Raw genomic sequence first — 15472 nt, 5'->3', positions numbered from 1 at the left:
CGGGAGGTGCAGTGGCTCCGGCACACGACACCACGCCGTCGGACGGCCTCGGCCGCCGGCGTTTCCTCGTCCTGTCCGCGGGGCTGGGCCTGGGCACGGCCGCCGCGTGCACGGCGGCACCGCCGCATCCGCACTCCACCGCGGCCCCCGACGGGCGGCTGCGGCCCGAGGCGGAGCGGGACGCCCCGGGCACCGCCGACTGGCGTCTGGCCTCCACCGGCCCGCCGGACGCGGTGGCCGGCTACACGGACCGGGTGAGTGTGACTCCGGGCGAGCAGTTCGGGCTGCATGTGTCCACCACCGCCGCCGCGTTCCGGGTCTCGGCGTTCCGGGTCGGCTGGTACGGCGGCAGGCAGGCCCGCAGGATATGGGCGTCCGGGCGCATACCCGGCCGCGCCCAGCCGGCCCCGCGCGTGCTGTCCGCCACCCGCACGGTGCTCGCCGACTGGCCGGTGACGCTGCCGGTGGACACCTCGGGCTGGCCGGAGGGCGCCTATCTGCTGCGGCTGGAGGCGGACACCGGCCACCAGCGGTACGTTCCGCTGATCGTCCGCTCCAGCGACGGCACGGGCCGTACGGTCCTGCTGCACGCGCCGGCCACCTGGCAGGCGTACAACCGTTGGGGCGGCAGCAGCCTCTACAACGGCGCGTCCGGGGCGTATGCCACCCGCTCGCTCGCGGTGAGCTTCGACCGCCCCTACGACGGCGACGGCGCCGAGAAGTTCCGGGTGTACGAGTGGGCGCTGGTGGTGCTGGCCGAGCGGCTCGGTATCCCGCTCGCCTACACCACCGGCATGGACGTGCACCGGGACCCCGCGGTGCTGCGCGGCGCGCACGCCGTCGTCTGCCTGGGCCACGACGAGTACTGGACGCCGGAGCAGCGGGCCCATGTGACCGCCGCCCGGGACGCCGGTACGAACCTCGCCTTCCTCGGCGCGAACACCTGCTTCCGCCGGATCCGACTGGAGGCGGGAGAAGGCGCGGACAACCGTACGGTGGTCTGCTACAAGACCGCCTACCACGCCGACCCCTGCTACGGCTCACAGCCGGCCCTGGTGACCACCGACTACCGTCTCCCGCCGGCCGCGGATCCGGAGTCCTCCCTGACCGGCGTGCTCTACGAGGGCTATCCGGTCGACGCCCCCTATGTCGTCCGGGCCGCGGACCACTGGCTGTACGAGGGCACCGGCGCCCGCTCCGGCGACGCCTTCGCCCATCTCGTCGGTGTGGAGTACGACCGGATCACCCCCGGCGCTCCCACCCCGGAGCCGCTGGAGATCATCGCGCACTCCCCGCTGGTCTGCGGCGGGCGGGCCAGCCACAGCGACTCGGCGTACTACACGGCCTCCAGTGGCGCCGGTGTGTTCGCGAGCGGCACCATGCGCTGGGTGGAGGGCCTGGTGGCCGGGACCGGCATGCTGGGGCGCGACCACGGCATGGACGCCCGTACCCGCGCCTTCGTCACCCGCACCACGGAGAACCTCCTGCGCACCTTCGCGAAGGGCCCCGCGACCCGGCACGCCCCGCCGCCGCGCGCCAATGTCCGCTCGGTGTACGGGACCTGACGTCGGTCAGTCCGTCGCGTTGTGCCGTCCGCCCGACCGCAGATGGTCCCTGCGCGCGTTGTTGTAGATCCGCAGGAGATGCTTGGCGACGGCACAGGCCGCGCCGTCGGCATGGCACTGACGGCAGGTCCGCATGTGCTGCTCATAGGTGAGGCGCGCGTTTTCCAACGCGTCGTTGAGAGAAGACATGGACATCTCCGGGCAGGGCGCGTCCAGGGACCGCGCCAAGTTGACTGACTGGTAACCCGAAACAAAGCTGATCATGTTACTGGCGGTACTGGGAAACCCGTACAGACGGTCACCGCTGAGCCCGGTCCGAGCGGCCCCCGGCTCGCCGGTCAGCGGCCGGCGTCCTTCGGGTGGGTATGCGGTCCGTCAGCTCCCACATCGTCTCCGGTGCGGAGAGATCGAGGGCGGAGCCGAGCACCAGGTTCTCCAGGGCGATAGCCATCCGGTGTGGGGGCTGGACATGGCGACGGGCACGGACCTGTCGGGCGTGACCGACCCGGCCGGGCTGCGCGCGGCGCTCGCCGAGGCCGAGCGGATCGACGGCTGGGTCGTCGGCTTCGGCCTGGACCACAACGCGTTCGAGGGCCGTCCCATCCATCACGACCTGGTGGCGGAGGTGCTCGGCGACACACCGGCGTTCCTGCGCCTGTACGACGGCCACTCCGCCCTCGCGTGCGCCGCCGCCCTCGCGGCCGCCGGGGTGACCGGCCCGCGTGCCTTCGCCCAGCACGCTGAGGTGGTGTGCGACGCCTCGGGCCGGCCCACCGGCCATCTGGTCGAGCACGCCGCGATGGACCTGGTGGCGGACGTCGTACCCAGGCCGTCGCATGCCGAACGGCGGGCCCGTTTGCTGGAGTTGCTGTCCGCCATGGCCGCGACGGGGCTCACCGGGGCCCATGCGATGGACGGCGGCGACCTCGACCTGGTGCAGGCGGTGGCCGAGGAGACGGTCCTGCCGGTACGGCTGCGGTTCGCGCCGTGGTGCATGCCGGGTGCCGACGAGGACGCGCTGCGGGAGCTGGTCGAGCTGCAGGGCAGGGGCGGGCGGCACTGGCTGGTCGGCGGGGTCAAGTTCTTCATGGACGGCACCGTCGAGGGCGGCACGGCCTGGCTGGAGCACCCCGACTGCCACGGTCAGGGCACCGCCGCGTTCTGGCCGGATCCGCACGCCTACGCCGAGGCCGTCCGCACCCTGCACACGGCCGGCGTCCGCACCGCCACCCACGCCATCGGGGACGCGGCCGTACGGCATGTCCTGGACACCGTCGCCGCTCTCGGGCCGAGCGGGCGCGGCGCCCACCGGATCGAGCACATCGAGACCGCTCCGGACGAACTCCTGCCGCATTTCGCCGAGTTGGGGGTCGCGGCCTCTCTGCAGCCGCCGCACACCGGGTACACGCGCGACGACGGCAGCGACGAGTGGTCCCGCCGGCTGGGCGACGACCGGGCCGCCCGCGCCTGGCGGCTGCGCGAGCTGCGGGAGGCGGGTGCCACGCTCGCCCTCGGCTCGGACTGGCCCATCGCGCACTACGACGTCCGGGCCGTGCTGGCGACGGCCCGCCGACCGAAGGGCGCCGCGGCCCACCGGCCGGGCCTGACGCCGTTGCAGGCGCTGGAGGGCTGCACCAGCCACGCGGCGGCCGCCGCCGGCGAGACCGAGGTCGCCGGCCGTGTCGCACCCGGCTGCCGGGCCGACCTCACCGCGCTGGCCGTGGATCCCGTGCACGCGCCCGGCGACGAACTCGCCCAATCTCCGGTGGTGTTGACGGTAACCGGCGGTCACGTGGTGCACCGGAGCGTCTGACGGCTCCCGTCAGCGACACGTCAGCGCGCGAACAGCCGCTCCTGCCACTGTTCTTCCTGCGACCGGCACGGGACACCACCGACGCGCCGTGGCGTCCCCCGGCACGATCAACCACAACGACGGTGGCCGCGGCGTGTACTTCATGGATCCGACGGGCCACGCCATGGAGCTGATCACCGTCCCCTACGGCGGTCGGCCCTCCTGACCGGCGCGCTTCACCGGCCGAACCCCTCCTTCTTGACGAGGTCGAGGAAGCGCGGCGTGCCCTCGGTGGTGCGCACGTCGAGAAAAACGCGCGCATGCCCCTCGGTGACGGCCTCGCGCACGAGCGCGTGCGCGAGGTCGGCCCGGGAAGTGAACCGCCCGGGCAGCCGGCCGGGGGCCAGCCGGTAGTCGCTGACCTCGCTCGTGTCGAAGAGGCCGGCGGGCCGGAGCACCGTCCAGTCGTGACCGCTCGCGCGCACGATCTCCTCCATGCGGCGCATGTCGTCGTAGACCGTGCGCCCGACGACCCGCACAAAGAAGGGCTCGAGCACCTTCCGGAAGAAGACACCCTCGCCGGGCGCCGGCACGTCGAACAGGACGGTGGAGCTGACGCACACCAGGCGCCGGACGCCGTGCCGGGTCATGGCCCGGCTGATGTGGGTGAGGCCTGTCGAGTACACGGCGACCGGGGCCCGGCCGTAGGGGACGCCGAGCGTGGAGATCACCGCGTCGTGGCCGGGGACGACGCGGTCGACCGCCGCCCCGTCCAGGACGTCGGCCTCCGCGACCGTGAGGCGGGGATGGTCGAGCGGGAAGGCGTCGGGGTGGCGGGTCACGGCGGTGACGGTGTGTCCGGCGGCGGTCGCCTGCTCGGTGACCTGCCGTCCGGTCGGCCCGTTCGCGCCGAAGACGACGAGTCGCATGGGCTGCTCCTTCGCTGCGTGGTGCTGCTGCCGTGGACCGAGAGGGCCGCGAAGGCGGCGGGTGTGACAACGCGGGCGCAGGATGAGACCTTCGGCACACACCCGCACCCGATGTCACACTCCCGGGCCCCGGCCCCTCTGGGTGGGCAGACGTCGTGAGGAGAGGCCATGCCCCACAACCGGACGCCCGCGGGGACGGACCCCGCCACCCAGGCGTTCCTCGACCACCGCGAGCTGCTGTTCGCGGTGGCGTACAACATGCTGGGCACCGTCACCGACGCCGAGGACGTGCTGCAGGAGACCTGGCTGTCCTGGGCGGGGCGCTCGGGTGCCGGGGACGCGGGGCAGGCTGCGGAGATCGAGCATCCGCGGGCCTATCTGGTCCGGATCGCCGTGCGGCACGCGCTCGCGCGGCGGGCGCGGATCGCCCGGCGGCGCGAGACCTACGTGGGGCCGTGGCTGCCGGAACCCCTGCTCACGGACGGCCCTGCCGGTCCGGCGGCCGGCGAGGACGCGGCCGAGGGCGCGGTGCGCGCCGAGTCGGTGTCCCTGGCGATGCTGGTCGTGCTGGAGACCCTGACCCCGCTGGAGCGGGCGGTGTTCGTCCTGCACGAGGTGTTCGGCTACGCACACACCGAGATCGCGGACATCCTCGGCCGCAGCCCCGCGGCCGTACGACAGCTCGCGCACCGCGCCCGGTCCCATGTGCGCGCCCGGCGCCCCCGCTACCAGGCCCATCCCCGGGTCCGGCGGCAGGCGACGGAACGGTTCGTGGCCGCCGCGCTCGGCGGGGATCTCGGGGCGCTGCTGGAGATCCTGGCACCGGAGGCCACGCTGTGGACGGACGGCGGCGGCAAGGCGCAGGCGGCACCGCGGCCGATCCGCGGCCGGGACAAGGTGGCACGGGCGCTGACCGGCTACGCCGCGCGTTCGGCGGCGGGGCTGGAGTTCCAGCACCGGGACGTCAACGGCGACGCGGCCGTGGTGGTGTTCGAGGACGGCTCCCCGCACGCGGTGATGGTCATGGACCTCGACCCGGACGGCGCGCAGGTCCGCGAGGTGTACCTGGTCACGAACCCGGACAAGCTCTCGGCGCTGGATCCGGGCGAGGCCCGTCCGAAGGTCTAGCGGCGCGCGTACGGGACGCCGCCGGAAACGGCGTCCCGCAGGGAGATGCGCCGGGCCGGCTACGGCGTCACGACCGAGCCGCCGAAGGTCACGGCCCCATCTCCCCGAGCGGCGCGCACGATGACAGCGGGAGCCGCGGACTGTCGGGGGGAATGTTCACAGGCCGGCCGGTGTTGTCCTTGTGCGGCAGGTTCACCGAACCGCCAGGCACGTGCGGGGCTGAGGACGATGCGTATCTATGGCACTCCGCAGGTGGCGGAGTCAGCCGTGGTGGCCGTTGACGCGCAGGGCGTCGTGACCGCCTGGAGTCGTGGTGCCCGGTTGCTGCTCGGCTACGCGCCGGGTGAGATCGTGGGACGCCCGGCGTCGGATCTCCTGGCCGCCGATCTACCCCCAGCAGCCAGGCAGAGCGCCGCCCGGCGGCAGGCGTGGACGGGACGAGTCACGCTGCGGGACCAGGGCGGGCGTCGGGTCGAAGCCGACCTTCTGGCCTGCCCGCTGATGGACGCCGAGCAACACATCCAGTGGTTCCTCCAAGCCGAACTCCCGCAGGAGGGCGAGGGCGCCGACCTGGTCCTCCAGCGCACCCTGCTCTCGCATCACCGGCCGGCCCGGCTGGCCGTGGAGACCGGAAGCCGCTATCTGCCGGCCGATCCCCAGGCCGGTGTGGGCGGCGACTGGTTCGACGTCATCCCGCTCTCGGGAGCCCGGGTGGCACTCGTCGTCGGCGATGTCGTGGGCCATGGCATCCATGCCTCTGCCGCCATGGGCCGGCTGCGCACAGCGGTTCGTACCCTCGCCGATGTCGACCTCGCCCCCGAGGAGCTGCTGACCCAGCTCGACGACCTCATCCTCGAAGAGATCGAGGAAGGTATCGAATCGGTCGGTGAGGTCGGTGCCACCTGCCTGTACGCGGTCTACGACCCGGTCTCCGGTCACTGCACCATGGCCAGCGCCGGCCACCTCGCCCCGGCCCTCGTCACCCCCGACGGCAGGGCGCGCTTCCTCACCGTGGCGCCCGGGCCACCGCTGGGCGTGGGCGGCCTGCCGTTCGAAGCGACCGACACCAGGCTGCCCGAAGACAGCGTGCTCGTTCTCTACACCGACGGACTGGTCGAGACCCGCCACCGCGACATCGCCACCGGACAGCAGGTTCTGCTGAAAGCCCTGACCCGACCCGCCTCCACTCTGGAGACCACCTGCGACCGCGTCGTCGAGGCGCTCCTTCCTGGCCGGCCGGACGACGACGTCGCCCTGCTCGTCGCACGCACTCACATCATGGACGCCTCCCACGTGGCCTCCTGGACCCTGCCCGCGGATCCGGCCATCGTCGCCACCGCACGCCGGCGGGCAGCACGCCAGCTCTCGGTCTGGGGACTCCAGGACGCCAGCGCCACCACCGAGCTGATCGTCAGCGAACTGGTCACCAACGCCCTCCGCCACGCCCACCCCCCGATTCAGCTGCGGCTCATCCACGACACCGCCCTGATCTGCGAGGTCTCCGACGCCAGCAGCACCACCCCGCACCTGCGCCGGGCCCGCGCTCTGGAGGAGGGCGGCCGAGGCCTCTTCCTGGTGGGTCAGCTCGCCGAACGCTGGGGCACCCGTCACACGTCCACCGGCAAGACCGTCTGGGCCGAGCAGCCCCCGCCCCTTCACCACCCGCCCCAGCCAGGCCGGGAGGCTGCCACGACGGAGGCTCTCGCCGCAGAAAGCCGCTCGACAGCGCGGAAGCGCCGCATGCAGCCCGCCGCCGGCCGCACCGGCCACGGGATCCCTGTCTGAGGCGACCGGCTCCTCCGCGCTCCTGGTGCGACAGTCGGCAATCGGCAATCGCCGGACGAACCAGGGGCTGGCGAAGGCGGAACACATGGCGAGGGCGAGCACGGGTACGGGGAACGGGAAAGACGACCAACTACCCCACGCGATGATGAAGCTCTCGTTGCTGGAGCCCCTCTTCGCCGAGCCCGGCCCGTGGGCCAGCGTTCAGCTGGACACCTCGCAGGACCTCTACGATCCCGGTAAGGCGATCGAGCTGCGGTGGCGGCACCTGCGCGACGCCTTGCGCGTCGAGGGCGCCGACGCCGCCACTGTCGCCGCCCTGGACGCCGCGGTCGTCGGTGGTCAGGAGGTGCTGCCAGGAGGCCGGCATGGCCAGGCCCTGTTCGCCACGCACGGGCGGCTGGTCCTTGCGGCGGCACTGCCCGAGCCGCCTGTGCGGGACACGGCCCGGTTCGGCATGCTCCCGGACGTGTTGCCGCTGGCTGTGCAGCGCGCGCCGGACATTCCCTACCTGGCGGTCCTCCTGTTCTGCGGCAACGGGTTGCCGCGCCGGGACGGACAGGGAGAGGAGCAGCCGCCCGCGCACGTGCATGTGATCGCCGAGACGGGCCGATGGCCGCTCGCTCGGGTGTGTCCGGGGCCGCGGTTCAGTCATCTACTGCCCCTGGAGGAGTGGCGGGACACGGCTCTGCGGATCGCGCAGGAGCTGGGCGATCTTGCCGACCGCCATCGTGCCGAGGTGGTCGTACTCGGCCATGCCCCGGAGGACTCGTGGGCGGCCGGACTCCTGGTCAACCGCATGCCGATCCATGTGCAGAACCGCGTCGCCCTCGTCGGCCCCGGCGATGGCGGCGCGGACCGGACGGCCGGCCGGGCCCTGCTGGAGGGACAAGCGGCCCAGGTCCTGAACAGAAGGCTGAGCACCGAGGACCGGCGCCAGGTCGAAACATTCCGTGCCCAAAGGGCCCGCCACCCGCGCAGGTCGCAAGGCATCACGGCCGCCGTCACTGCCCTGCAGCGCGCTCAGGCCCGGTCTCTTCTGCTCACCCGCGCGCCCGTACTGCCTGAGTCGCTGTGGATGGCTGAGGAACCACCCTGGATCGCAGCTTCGGCCCAAGATCTCGCCTCCTTCGGCGTGACCTCGCCACGCGCGGAACCCGCCGGCGCCGTCCTCCTGTACGCCACCGTCCGAACGTGCGCCGAACTCGTCGTCCTGCACCCGAACGACGAGTCCTTGCCCGATGGTTTGGCAGTCCTGCTGCGCTACCGCGACCCGGCCGACATGGCTCCCACCTAGGGCCCTGTCGTCGAACTCCCTACCCCAGGAGCGTGCATGGCGTCGTAGGGCTGGGGCACCGCCCGGTCGAAGGCACGCACCCGACGCCGCGAAGCCCGCCCTCCGGAGGGACGGCGGGAGTTCGATGACAGGACCCGGGCGACGGAGCGCTTCGCAGGCCGCATCGCACGCGATGAGGCCGGACGACTCGGCGTCCCTGGTGACGCCGTGCCCGGGTACGCCGACCGCCGCTGGGTACCCGGGGACGGCGATGAAGGAGGTGTCGGCCGTGGGCGCGACCTTCTCGCTCGGCCGCGTGGCGGGTATCCGGGTCGGCGTGCACTGGAGTGTCCTGGTCATCTTCACGCTGATCGCGTTCGTGCTGGCGGAGGGGCGCCTACCCCGTGCCCTCCCGGGCAGTGCGGCCTGGGCCTACTGGCTGACGGGGCTGGCGACGGCCGTGGTGTTCCTGCTGTCCCTGCTGGCCCACGAGATCAGCCACGTGATGGTGGCCCGCCGCAATGGCGTCGGCAGTGACGGGATCACGCTGTGGCTGCTGGGCGGGGCCGCACGTCTGCACAACGAGGCGCCCACTCCAGCGGCGGAACTACGCATCGCGGGCGTCGGACCGCTGGTCAGCCTTCTGCTGGGCGGGCTCTTCACCCTGCTGACCTGGTGGGCCCAAGCGCTGCGCGGCCCGGGACTGCTGGTGGAGGCGCTGGCCTGGCTCGCGGGCATCAACGTCCTGCTGGCGGTGTTCAACGCGCTGCCCGCAGCTCCCCTGGACGGAGGACGGCTGCTGCGCGCGCTGGTGTGGTGGCGCACCGGCAACCGGCTGCGCGCCACCGAGGTCGCCACCGGAGCCGGACGCGCGCTGGGCTGGATCCTGGTCGTGGTCGGCGGGTACGAGGCCCTGGCCGGCGGGTTCGCGGGCGGCCTGTGGCTGATGCTCATCGGCTGGTTCATGGTCGCCATGGCCACCGTCGAGGGCAGCCAGGCAAAACTCCGTGAACTGCTGGGCTCCGTGCCGGTGCGGCAGGCGATGAGCACGGATCCGGTGACCGTTCCGGCCGGAACGACCGTCCAGGAGTTCCTCAGCAGCCCGCCGTGGCGTTATCGGCACTCCACCTTCCCGGTCACGGATCCGGCAGGGCGACCGGCGGGGCTGATCAGCGTGCGGCGGGCAGGACAGGTACCGGTGGAGGACCGCGACTCGACCTCACTCGACGCCGTGATGGTGCCCCTCGGCGACCTTCCGACCGCCGGCCCGGACGACCCCCTGGCCCAGCTGCTGCCGGCCTTGGATGCCAGCCCCGCCCGCCGCGCCCTGGTGCTGGCGGACGGACGCGTCCTCGGCATCGTCACCAGCTCCGACGTCAGCCGGGTCGTCACCTGGCTCTCCTCGACGACACCACCGGGCGCGGGCCTCAGGACAGCGTGGCCTCGCTGAACTCTGTTGCCTGGATGGGCGTTGTCCGCCTGGCACCTCCCGGTCGCGGCCACCGGCCATCAGCGGAACCGGTGCGCACACCTGGGCCGGTGTGGGCGGAGGCCTGTTCATCCACTGGGTTCCTATCGGACCGGTCCCGCGCGCAGTGGCGGTTCAGGGCTGTGGTGCCGAGTACGACGACGCATCTGCGGGGCGGCGCCGGGGCCTGGCTTCCGCCGTGACGGCATCCACCGCGTGTCGGGGCGCAGCTCCGGCACCGCATCGAGGCCACCTCCCCACCCCTGCTGTGAGCTGCGGTTTCGGATCTACTTGCCTATAAGGCTGAATAACTTGAGCGCCTTCTTGTCAAGTCTGAGCCGGCGAGGTATAGGGGTTGTCGAAGGCACTCCGGGCTCCCGGAGCCCGGGCCGGCGAATCCGCAACGAATGGATTCCACCAGGCGAAAGGAGCTGAGTGATGGTGCTCATCCGCACGGACCCCTTCCGGGACCTCGACCGGCTCACCCAGCAGATGTTCGGCACCCTCGCCCGGCCGGCCGCCATGCCGATGGACGCCTACCAGAGCGGGGACGCCCTCGTCGTCCACTTCGACCTGCCCGGCGTCACCCCGGACACCGTCGATCTCAACGTGGAGCGCAACGTCCTGACCGTACGGGCGGAGCGGCCCCGCCCGGACGCCAAGGAGGCCGACCTGCTCGTAGCCGAGAGGCCGACCGGTGTCTTCAGCCGCCAGCTCTTCCTGGGCGACTCGCTCGACCTGGAGAAGATCAGCGCGAGCTACGACGCCGGCGTGCTCACCCTGCACATCCCGGTGACGGAGGAGGCCAAGCCGCGCCGCATCGAGATCAGCCGGGGCGGAGAGGCCAAGCAGATCGAGGGCTGACCACGTCAAAGAGACGAGCGGCAGAGAGGAGGGACGAACTGAACAGTACCCAGGACACGCGGTGAGGCCGCCGCACCACTGCAGCGTGACCGGTGCGGCGGCCGTCGACGGGCATGGAGCGGCGGAGACGGAGAAGGACCATGGCTCTGTTTCCGGCGTCGCACTGGGCGGAAGCCGTCCCAGCCGAGCCGACAGGAGGTACCGTGCGGTGATCACCGAACTTGCCGTCGAACGTGTCGAGTTCACCTGCGGCGCATGCTGGCACCGCTGGAGCGTGGACTACGACGTCCAACGCTACCGGGATGCTCTCGACGCGGAGTGGGAGTACTTCTACCGGGACAACACGGCGGTCCCCTCCCCCTACACCCCGGCCGGCGCCCCGCCCTGCGAACACTGCGGCCGGCGCTGGGTCGGCAGACTCGTGGCCCGCCGCCCCATCCCCGTGACCGGCGACACGGAAACCCTCCGCACCCGCGTCCCAGCCGAGGGAGCCCACCGCCCCGAGCGCCACACAGCGCCCCTCCTGCAGTCGACCGGTCATACCCAGCCCGAGCCCGACGCGCGGGCGGCTCGTCCGCCGAAGGAGCGCCTGTGATCCACACGGCTGGGCACAAGCTGTGGATCTCCTTGCATGCACCGGCGGTGCGAACATCAGTGGGAGGAGTACGAGTTCAAGGCCAAGCCGGGCGACAGACGGCGGCTGCCGCCGCAGGTGGCGCCGTACCACCTGCGGCTCGACTGGCTGATGTGGTTTGCCGCGCTCTCACCCGTGTACGCCGCCGAGTGGTTCGTGGCCCTTCTCGTCCGCCTCTTGGACAACGACGCCGCCATCCTGCGGCTCCTGCGCCGCAATCCCTTCCCCGCCGCCCCGCCCACCTTCCTGCGCGCCCGCCTCTTCGCCTACCGCTTCACCACTTGGTCAGAATTCCGCCGGACCGGCGCCTGGTGGCACCGCACCCTCGTGCTGGACTACCTGCCGCCCGTCGCCCGCGCAGAGACCAACGAGCGCCGCTGCCTCAGCGAAGGGTGAGGACAGCGGTCCGCAGCAAAGACGGCCGTACCGGTCCCTGCTCGGTCCGCGGCCGGGTCGGGACGCGAATCTCACCATGTGGGCGGCTCTGTCCCATTCGACAGCTCGCTGAATAGCATCCGGCCAATCGGAGGAGTTGCTATGGGTGAGCACGTTCACGTCCGCATTCGGGACGGCCTGAGTGTGACTGATGGCGGCGAATTGATCGAGTTGTCTCGCTGCCGCTGCGGTGCCACATGGACCAGGACGTACCGGGTGGACGAAGGAGCCCCCGAGGAGTGAGCAGGGCGACTCGCACGTTCCTGGCCGGCCGGGTAGTGCGGTCTGCGGGGCAGCCGGGTCAACGGTTCTGCTGCTCCTCGCGAGCGAGGGCCGCGATGGTGCCTCCGGCGAGTACGGTGCGGCGGCGGCCGTCGGAGAGGCGGTGGCGTACCTCGTAGGTCTCGTCCTTGGTGGTGTTGTGCAGTCGCAGCAGGGGCTCGGTTCCGGGTGCCAGGGCGGTGTGGAGGTTCTCCAGGCGTAGCCGGTCGCCGGTGTCGATGCGGTCGTAGTCGCCCGGGTCGGTGAACTCCAGAGGCAGGACGCCGAAGTTGGTGAGGTTCTGCCAGTGGATGCGGGCGTAGGACTTGGCGATGACGGCACGCAGTCCGAGGTGGCGTGGGGTGATGGCGGCGTGCTCGCGGGAGGAGCCCTGGCCGTAGTTCTCCCCTCCGATGACGAAGTGTGCGCCTGACCTGCCGTCGGTGGGCAGGTCGGCGGCGCGCCGGGGGTAGTCGGGGTCGATCCGGGTGAAGGTGAACTCGGCGAGCTTGGGGATGTTCGAGCGGTACGGCAGTGCCTTCGCGCCGGCCGGGGAGATCTCGTCGGTGGAGACGTTGTCGCCGCACTTGAGCAGGACCGGGCCCTCCAGGGCGTCGGGCAGCGGGTCGAAGTCGGGCAGGCCGGAGATGTTGGGGCCGCGCTCCAGCTCGATCCGGGCCGCCTCATCGGGCGGCAGCGGGGGCTCCAGCATGGCGCGGTTGACCGAGGCGTGCTCGGGCAGCCGCAGGTCCGGGTACGGCACACCCTCCTGGGCCGCCCACGCGCGGGGGTCCGTGATCGTGCCGGTGAGGACGGAGACGGCGGCTGTCTCCGGGGAGCACAGCCACACGGCGTCCTCCTCGGTGCCGGAGCGGCCGGGGAAGTTGCGCGGGAACGTGCGCAGACTGTTCCGGCCCGGGGCAGGGGCCTGGCCCATACCGATGCAGCCGAGGCAGCCGGCCTGGTGAATGCGCGCTCCCCCGGCGATCAGGTCGAAGGTGGCGCCCATCCGGGTGAGGTCGGCGAGGATCTCGCGGGAGGTCGGATTGACGTCGAAGCTGACCGCCGGGTCGGTCTGGCGGCCGGCGACGATCGCGGCGGCGATGGCGAAGTCACGCAGCCCTGGGTTGGCGGACGAGCCGATGACGGCCTGCCCGATCGGTTCGCCGGCGACCTCGCGCACGGGTACGACGTTGCCGGGCGAGGTGGGGCGGGCAATGAGCGGTTCGAGCGTGGACAGGTCGATCTCGTCGGTCAGGTCGTAGACGGCGTCCGGATCGGCTGCGAGTTCGCGGAAGTCGGATTCGCGGTCCTCGGCGCGCAGAAAGTCGTGGACCGCATCGTCCGCGGGGAAGACGGAGGTGGTCGCGCCCAGCTCGGCGCCCATGTTGGCGATGACGTGCCGGTCCATGGCGGTCAGGTGCGCCAGGCCGGGGCCGTGGTACTCCAGGATCCGGTTGACCGCGCCCTTGACGCCGTGGCGTCGCAGCAGCTCCAGCACCACGTCTTTCGCGCTCACCCACGCGGGCAACTCGCCGGTCAGGTGGATGCCCCAGATCTTCGGCATGGTCACGTGCAGCGGCCGTCCGGCCATCGCGAGCGCCACCTCAAGGCCTCCGGTGCCCAGGGCGAGCATGCCCAGCGATCCGGCGGCGCAGGTGTGCGAGTCGGACCCGGCGAGCGTCCTGCCGGGGATGCCGAAGCGTTGCATGTGGGTGGGGTGGGAGACGCCGTTGCCGGGCTTGGAGTACCAGATGCCGAAGCGGCGGCAGGCGGAGCGGAGGAAGGCGTGGTCCTCGGCGTTGCGCTCGTCCGCCTGGAGCAGGTTGTGGTCGACGTACTGGACGCTGACCTCGGTACGGACCCGGTCCAGGCCGAGGGCCTCCAGCTCCTGCATCACCAGGGTGCCGGTGGCGTCCTGGGTGAGGGTCTGGTCGATCCGCAGACCGATCTCCCGGCCCGGCTCCATCACGCCGTCGACGAGATGGTCGGCGATGAGCCGGTGCGCCAGCGTGCCGTGGGAGAGCGTCACACCACCCAGGCTTGCGCGCTCTGTCGGGACGTGGCAAGCCGACACAGCACACCCGTCGGTCGCACCGCCTTATCGAACAGCGTGGCCGAACTCCGGGCGGGTACTCGGCGACGGCGATCGGGAGACATCAAGGGAGGGTGGTCTGTCATGACTCTGCCTGTACGACGCACCCCCGGCAGACTGCTCGCCGAGCGGCCGTTCCCCAGCTGGATGCGGGAGCCACTGGCCGAATTCGACGACCTGTTCAACCGCATGGGATCGCTGCTGGAATCCACATTCGGCACAGCGCCCACGGCCCCGGGTATGGCCTGGACACCGGGCATGGCCTGGTCTCCGCCGGCCGACTTCTACGAGACCGACGACGCCTATCTGCTCGAGGTCGACGTGCCCGGCGTCAAGCGCGAGGACATCGACATCGAGCTGAACGACCGGGAGCTGGTCATCAGCGGCGAAATCAAGGAACGGGAGAAGACCGGCACCATGCGCCGGGCCATGAGGCGGACCGGGCGCTTCGAATACCGGACGATGCTGCCCGGTGAAATCAATACCGAAGGTATTGATGCCACGCTCCGTGACGGAGTGCTGACCGTCAAGGTTCCGAAGGCGGAGACGACCAAGTCCCGCCGCATCGAGATCACAGCCGGGGAGTGAGGGACCGGGGCCGGCCGCCGCCAGATTGTGTGGCGGCCGGCCGGCCCTGCTACTGGCCCATCCCGATCATTTACCCCTGCTCATCTCCTGCGGCCACGGCCACCCCTGGTTGTGTGCTGGGCCGGCTTGGAGGCATGAACATGCCGCTGGTCTTCAACAATGGGGAGTGGCTCTAGCCGACCATGGACACGGCGTACGGCGATACGGCCGGGGCGAGTTGCACTCCGGGGGCCAGGCCGAGGGCGACCAGGGCGTCCGGCAGGCCGCGTCCGACCCGGGCCGCCTCCAGCGTGCCCGGGGCGGCCAGCTGGCGGCAGCTGGCGGCGATGATCTCGAACAAGTGCTGCACCCGGCCGGATCCGCGGGGCAGCAACTGGCCGTGGAAGTCCTCGTGGTGAGCGAGAACGAGGGCGGCGAGACCGACGACATGGGCCGAGGCGGTGCCGGTGCCGTCGAGGGCCGTGTAGCCGCCCTGCGGCACGCACGACAAAACCGCCACACCGGGGGCGGCTGCATCGACGCCTTGGCCGTAGCAGCTGAACGGGGCCGCGAACAGTCCCTCTGGTGTCAACTGCGGGCCGGTGTGGGTGGCTTGGGAGGTGTCCTGCGGGTACGTGCCGAACACCCCCAGTGCGCCCACGCTGAACACGGTGGG

The 15472-nt window shown here is 71.8% G+C and carries 10 protein-coding genes and 6 pseudogenes; 11 read left to right on the top strand and 5 right to left on the bottom strand.

Features of this window, described 5'->3' with window-relative positions:
* Window positions 1-11 precede the first annotated feature (11 nt).
* A complete protein-coding gene (locus ACZ418_RS31280) occupies window positions 12-1565 on the top strand; it encodes a N,N-dimethylformamidase beta subunit family domain-containing protein (RefSeq protein ID WP_468369678.1) in 1554 nt (517 codons plus the stop codon).
* A 6-nt stretch (window positions 1566-1571) separates the two neighbouring features.
* On the opposite strand, the gene ACZ418_RS31275 is transcribed toward ACZ418_RS31280, so the two are convergent.
* Both ACZ418_RS31275 and ACZ418_RS31270 read right to left on the bottom strand, forming a co-directional pair.
* Window positions 1572-1754, bottom strand: a complete 183-nt coding sequence (locus ACZ418_RS31275; RefSeq protein ID WP_468369675.1) for a hypothetical protein — start codon at window positions 1752-1754, stop codon at window positions 1572-1574.
* Window positions 1755-1863: 109 nt separating this feature from the next.
* Window positions 1864-2016 (bottom strand): annotated as a pseudogene (locus ACZ418_RS31270) (TetR/AcrR family transcriptional regulator); the annotation flags it as partial.
* Here ACZ418_RS31270 and ACZ418_RS31265 point away from each other — a divergent pair.
* Window positions 2008-3378 (top strand): annotated as a pseudogene (locus ACZ418_RS31265) (amidohydrolase); the annotation flags it as partial. The pseudogenes ACZ418_RS31270 and ACZ418_RS31265 overlap by 9 nt on opposite strands.
* Before the next feature lie 97 nt (window positions 3379-3475).
* Window positions 3476-3583: pseudogene (locus ACZ418_RS31260) on the top strand (VOC family protein); the annotation flags it as partial.
* A 10-nt stretch (window positions 3584-3593) separates the two neighbouring features.
* Here ACZ418_RS31260 and ACZ418_RS31255 read toward each other — a convergent pair.
* A complete protein-coding gene (locus tag ACZ418_RS31255) occupies window positions 3594-4286 on the bottom strand; it encodes an NAD(P)-dependent oxidoreductase (RefSeq protein WP_468369673.1) in 693 nt (230 codons plus the stop codon).
* Window positions 4287-4454: 168 nt separating this feature from the next.
* Between ACZ418_RS31255 and sigJ the strand changes: the two genes are divergently transcribed.
* From sigJ to ACZ418_RS31220, 7 genes and pseudogenes are all read left to right on the top strand, one after another.
* Entirely contained in the window at window positions 4455-5414 is a 960-nt protein-coding gene (gene sigJ, locus ACZ418_RS31250) for an RNA polymerase sigma factor SigJ (RefSeq protein WP_468369670.1), read from the top strand.
* A gap of 45 nt (window positions 5415-5459) precedes the next feature.
* A pseudogene (locus ACZ418_RS31245) lies at window positions 5460-7067 on the top strand (SpoIIE family protein phosphatase); the annotation flags it as partial.
* A 217-nt stretch (window positions 7068-7284) separates the two neighbouring features.
* Window positions 7285-8493 carry a baeRF2 domain-containing protein gene (locus ACZ418_RS31240; RefSeq protein WP_468369667.1) on the top strand — a complete coding sequence of 403 codons (1209 nt, stop codon included), beginning with the start codon at window positions 7285-7287 and terminating at the stop codon, window positions 8491-8493.
* A gap of 268 nt (window positions 8494-8761) precedes the next feature.
* Entirely contained in the window at window positions 8762-9922 is a 1161-nt protein-coding gene (locus ACZ418_RS31235) for a site-2 protease family protein (protein WP_468369664.1), read from the top strand.
* Between the two features lie 456 nt (window positions 9923-10378).
* Window positions 10379-10804 carry an Hsp20/alpha crystallin family protein gene (locus tag ACZ418_RS31230; RefSeq protein ID WP_468369662.1) on the top strand — a complete coding sequence of 142 codons (426 nt, stop codon included), beginning with the start codon at window positions 10379-10381 and terminating at the stop codon, window positions 10802-10804.
* Between the two features lie 208 nt (window positions 10805-11012).
* A complete protein-coding gene (locus ACZ418_RS31225; RefSeq protein WP_468369659.1) occupies window positions 11013-11399 on the top strand; it encodes a hypothetical protein in 387 nt (128 codons plus the stop codon).
* A 60-nt stretch (window positions 11400-11459) separates the two neighbouring features.
* A pseudogene (locus tag ACZ418_RS31220) lies at window positions 11460-11834 on the top strand (lipase maturation factor family protein); the annotation flags it as partial.
* Window positions 11835-12174: 340 nt separating this feature from the next.
* Here ACZ418_RS31220 and ACZ418_RS31215 read toward each other — a convergent pair.
* A complete protein-coding gene (locus ACZ418_RS31215; RefSeq protein WP_468369657.1) occupies window positions 12175-14166 on the bottom strand; it encodes an aconitate hydratase in 1992 nt (663 codons plus the stop codon).
* 210 nt (window positions 14167-14376) lie between these two features.
* Between ACZ418_RS31215 and ACZ418_RS31210 the strand changes: the two genes are divergently transcribed.
* A complete protein-coding gene (locus tag ACZ418_RS31210) occupies window positions 14377-14817 on the top strand; it encodes an Hsp20/alpha crystallin family protein (RefSeq protein WP_468369654.1) in 441 nt (146 codons plus the stop codon).
* Window positions 14818-14989: 172 nt separating this feature from the next.
* Here ACZ418_RS31210 and ACZ418_RS31205 read toward each other — a convergent pair.
* A pseudogene (locus ACZ418_RS31205) lies at window positions 14990-15472 on the bottom strand (S8 family serine peptidase); the annotation flags it as partial.

This window comes from Streptomyces sp. NPDC030820, assembly GCF_055572075.1.
This window is presented reverse-complemented; position numbering and strand designations above follow the sequence as displayed.

Bases quoted from the DNA above. Each gene is read 5' to 3' on its own strand.
- ACZ418_RS31240 (WP_468369667.1), top strand. From the start codon at position 7,285: ATGGCGAGGGCGAGCACGGGTACGGGGAACGGGAAAGACGACCAACTA.
- ACZ418_RS31275 (WP_468369675.1), bottom strand. From the start codon at position 1,754: ATGTCTTCTCTCAACGACGCGTTGGAAAACGCGCGCCTCACCTATGAG.
- ACZ418_RS31210 (WP_468369654.1), top strand. From the start codon at position 14,377: ATGCGGGAGCCACTGGCCGAATTCGACGACCTGTTCAACCGCATGGGA.
- sigJ (WP_468369670.1), top strand. From the start codon at position 4,455: ATGCCCCACAACCGGACGCCCGCGGGGACGGACCCCGCCACCCAGGCG.
- ACZ418_RS31255 (WP_468369673.1), bottom strand. From the start codon at position 4,286: ATGCGACTCGTCGTCTTCGGCGCGAACGGGCCGACCGGACGGCAGGTC.
- ACZ418_RS31230 (WP_468369662.1), top strand. From the start codon at position 10,379: ATGGTGCTCATCCGCACGGACCCCTTCCGGGACCTCGACCGGCTCACC.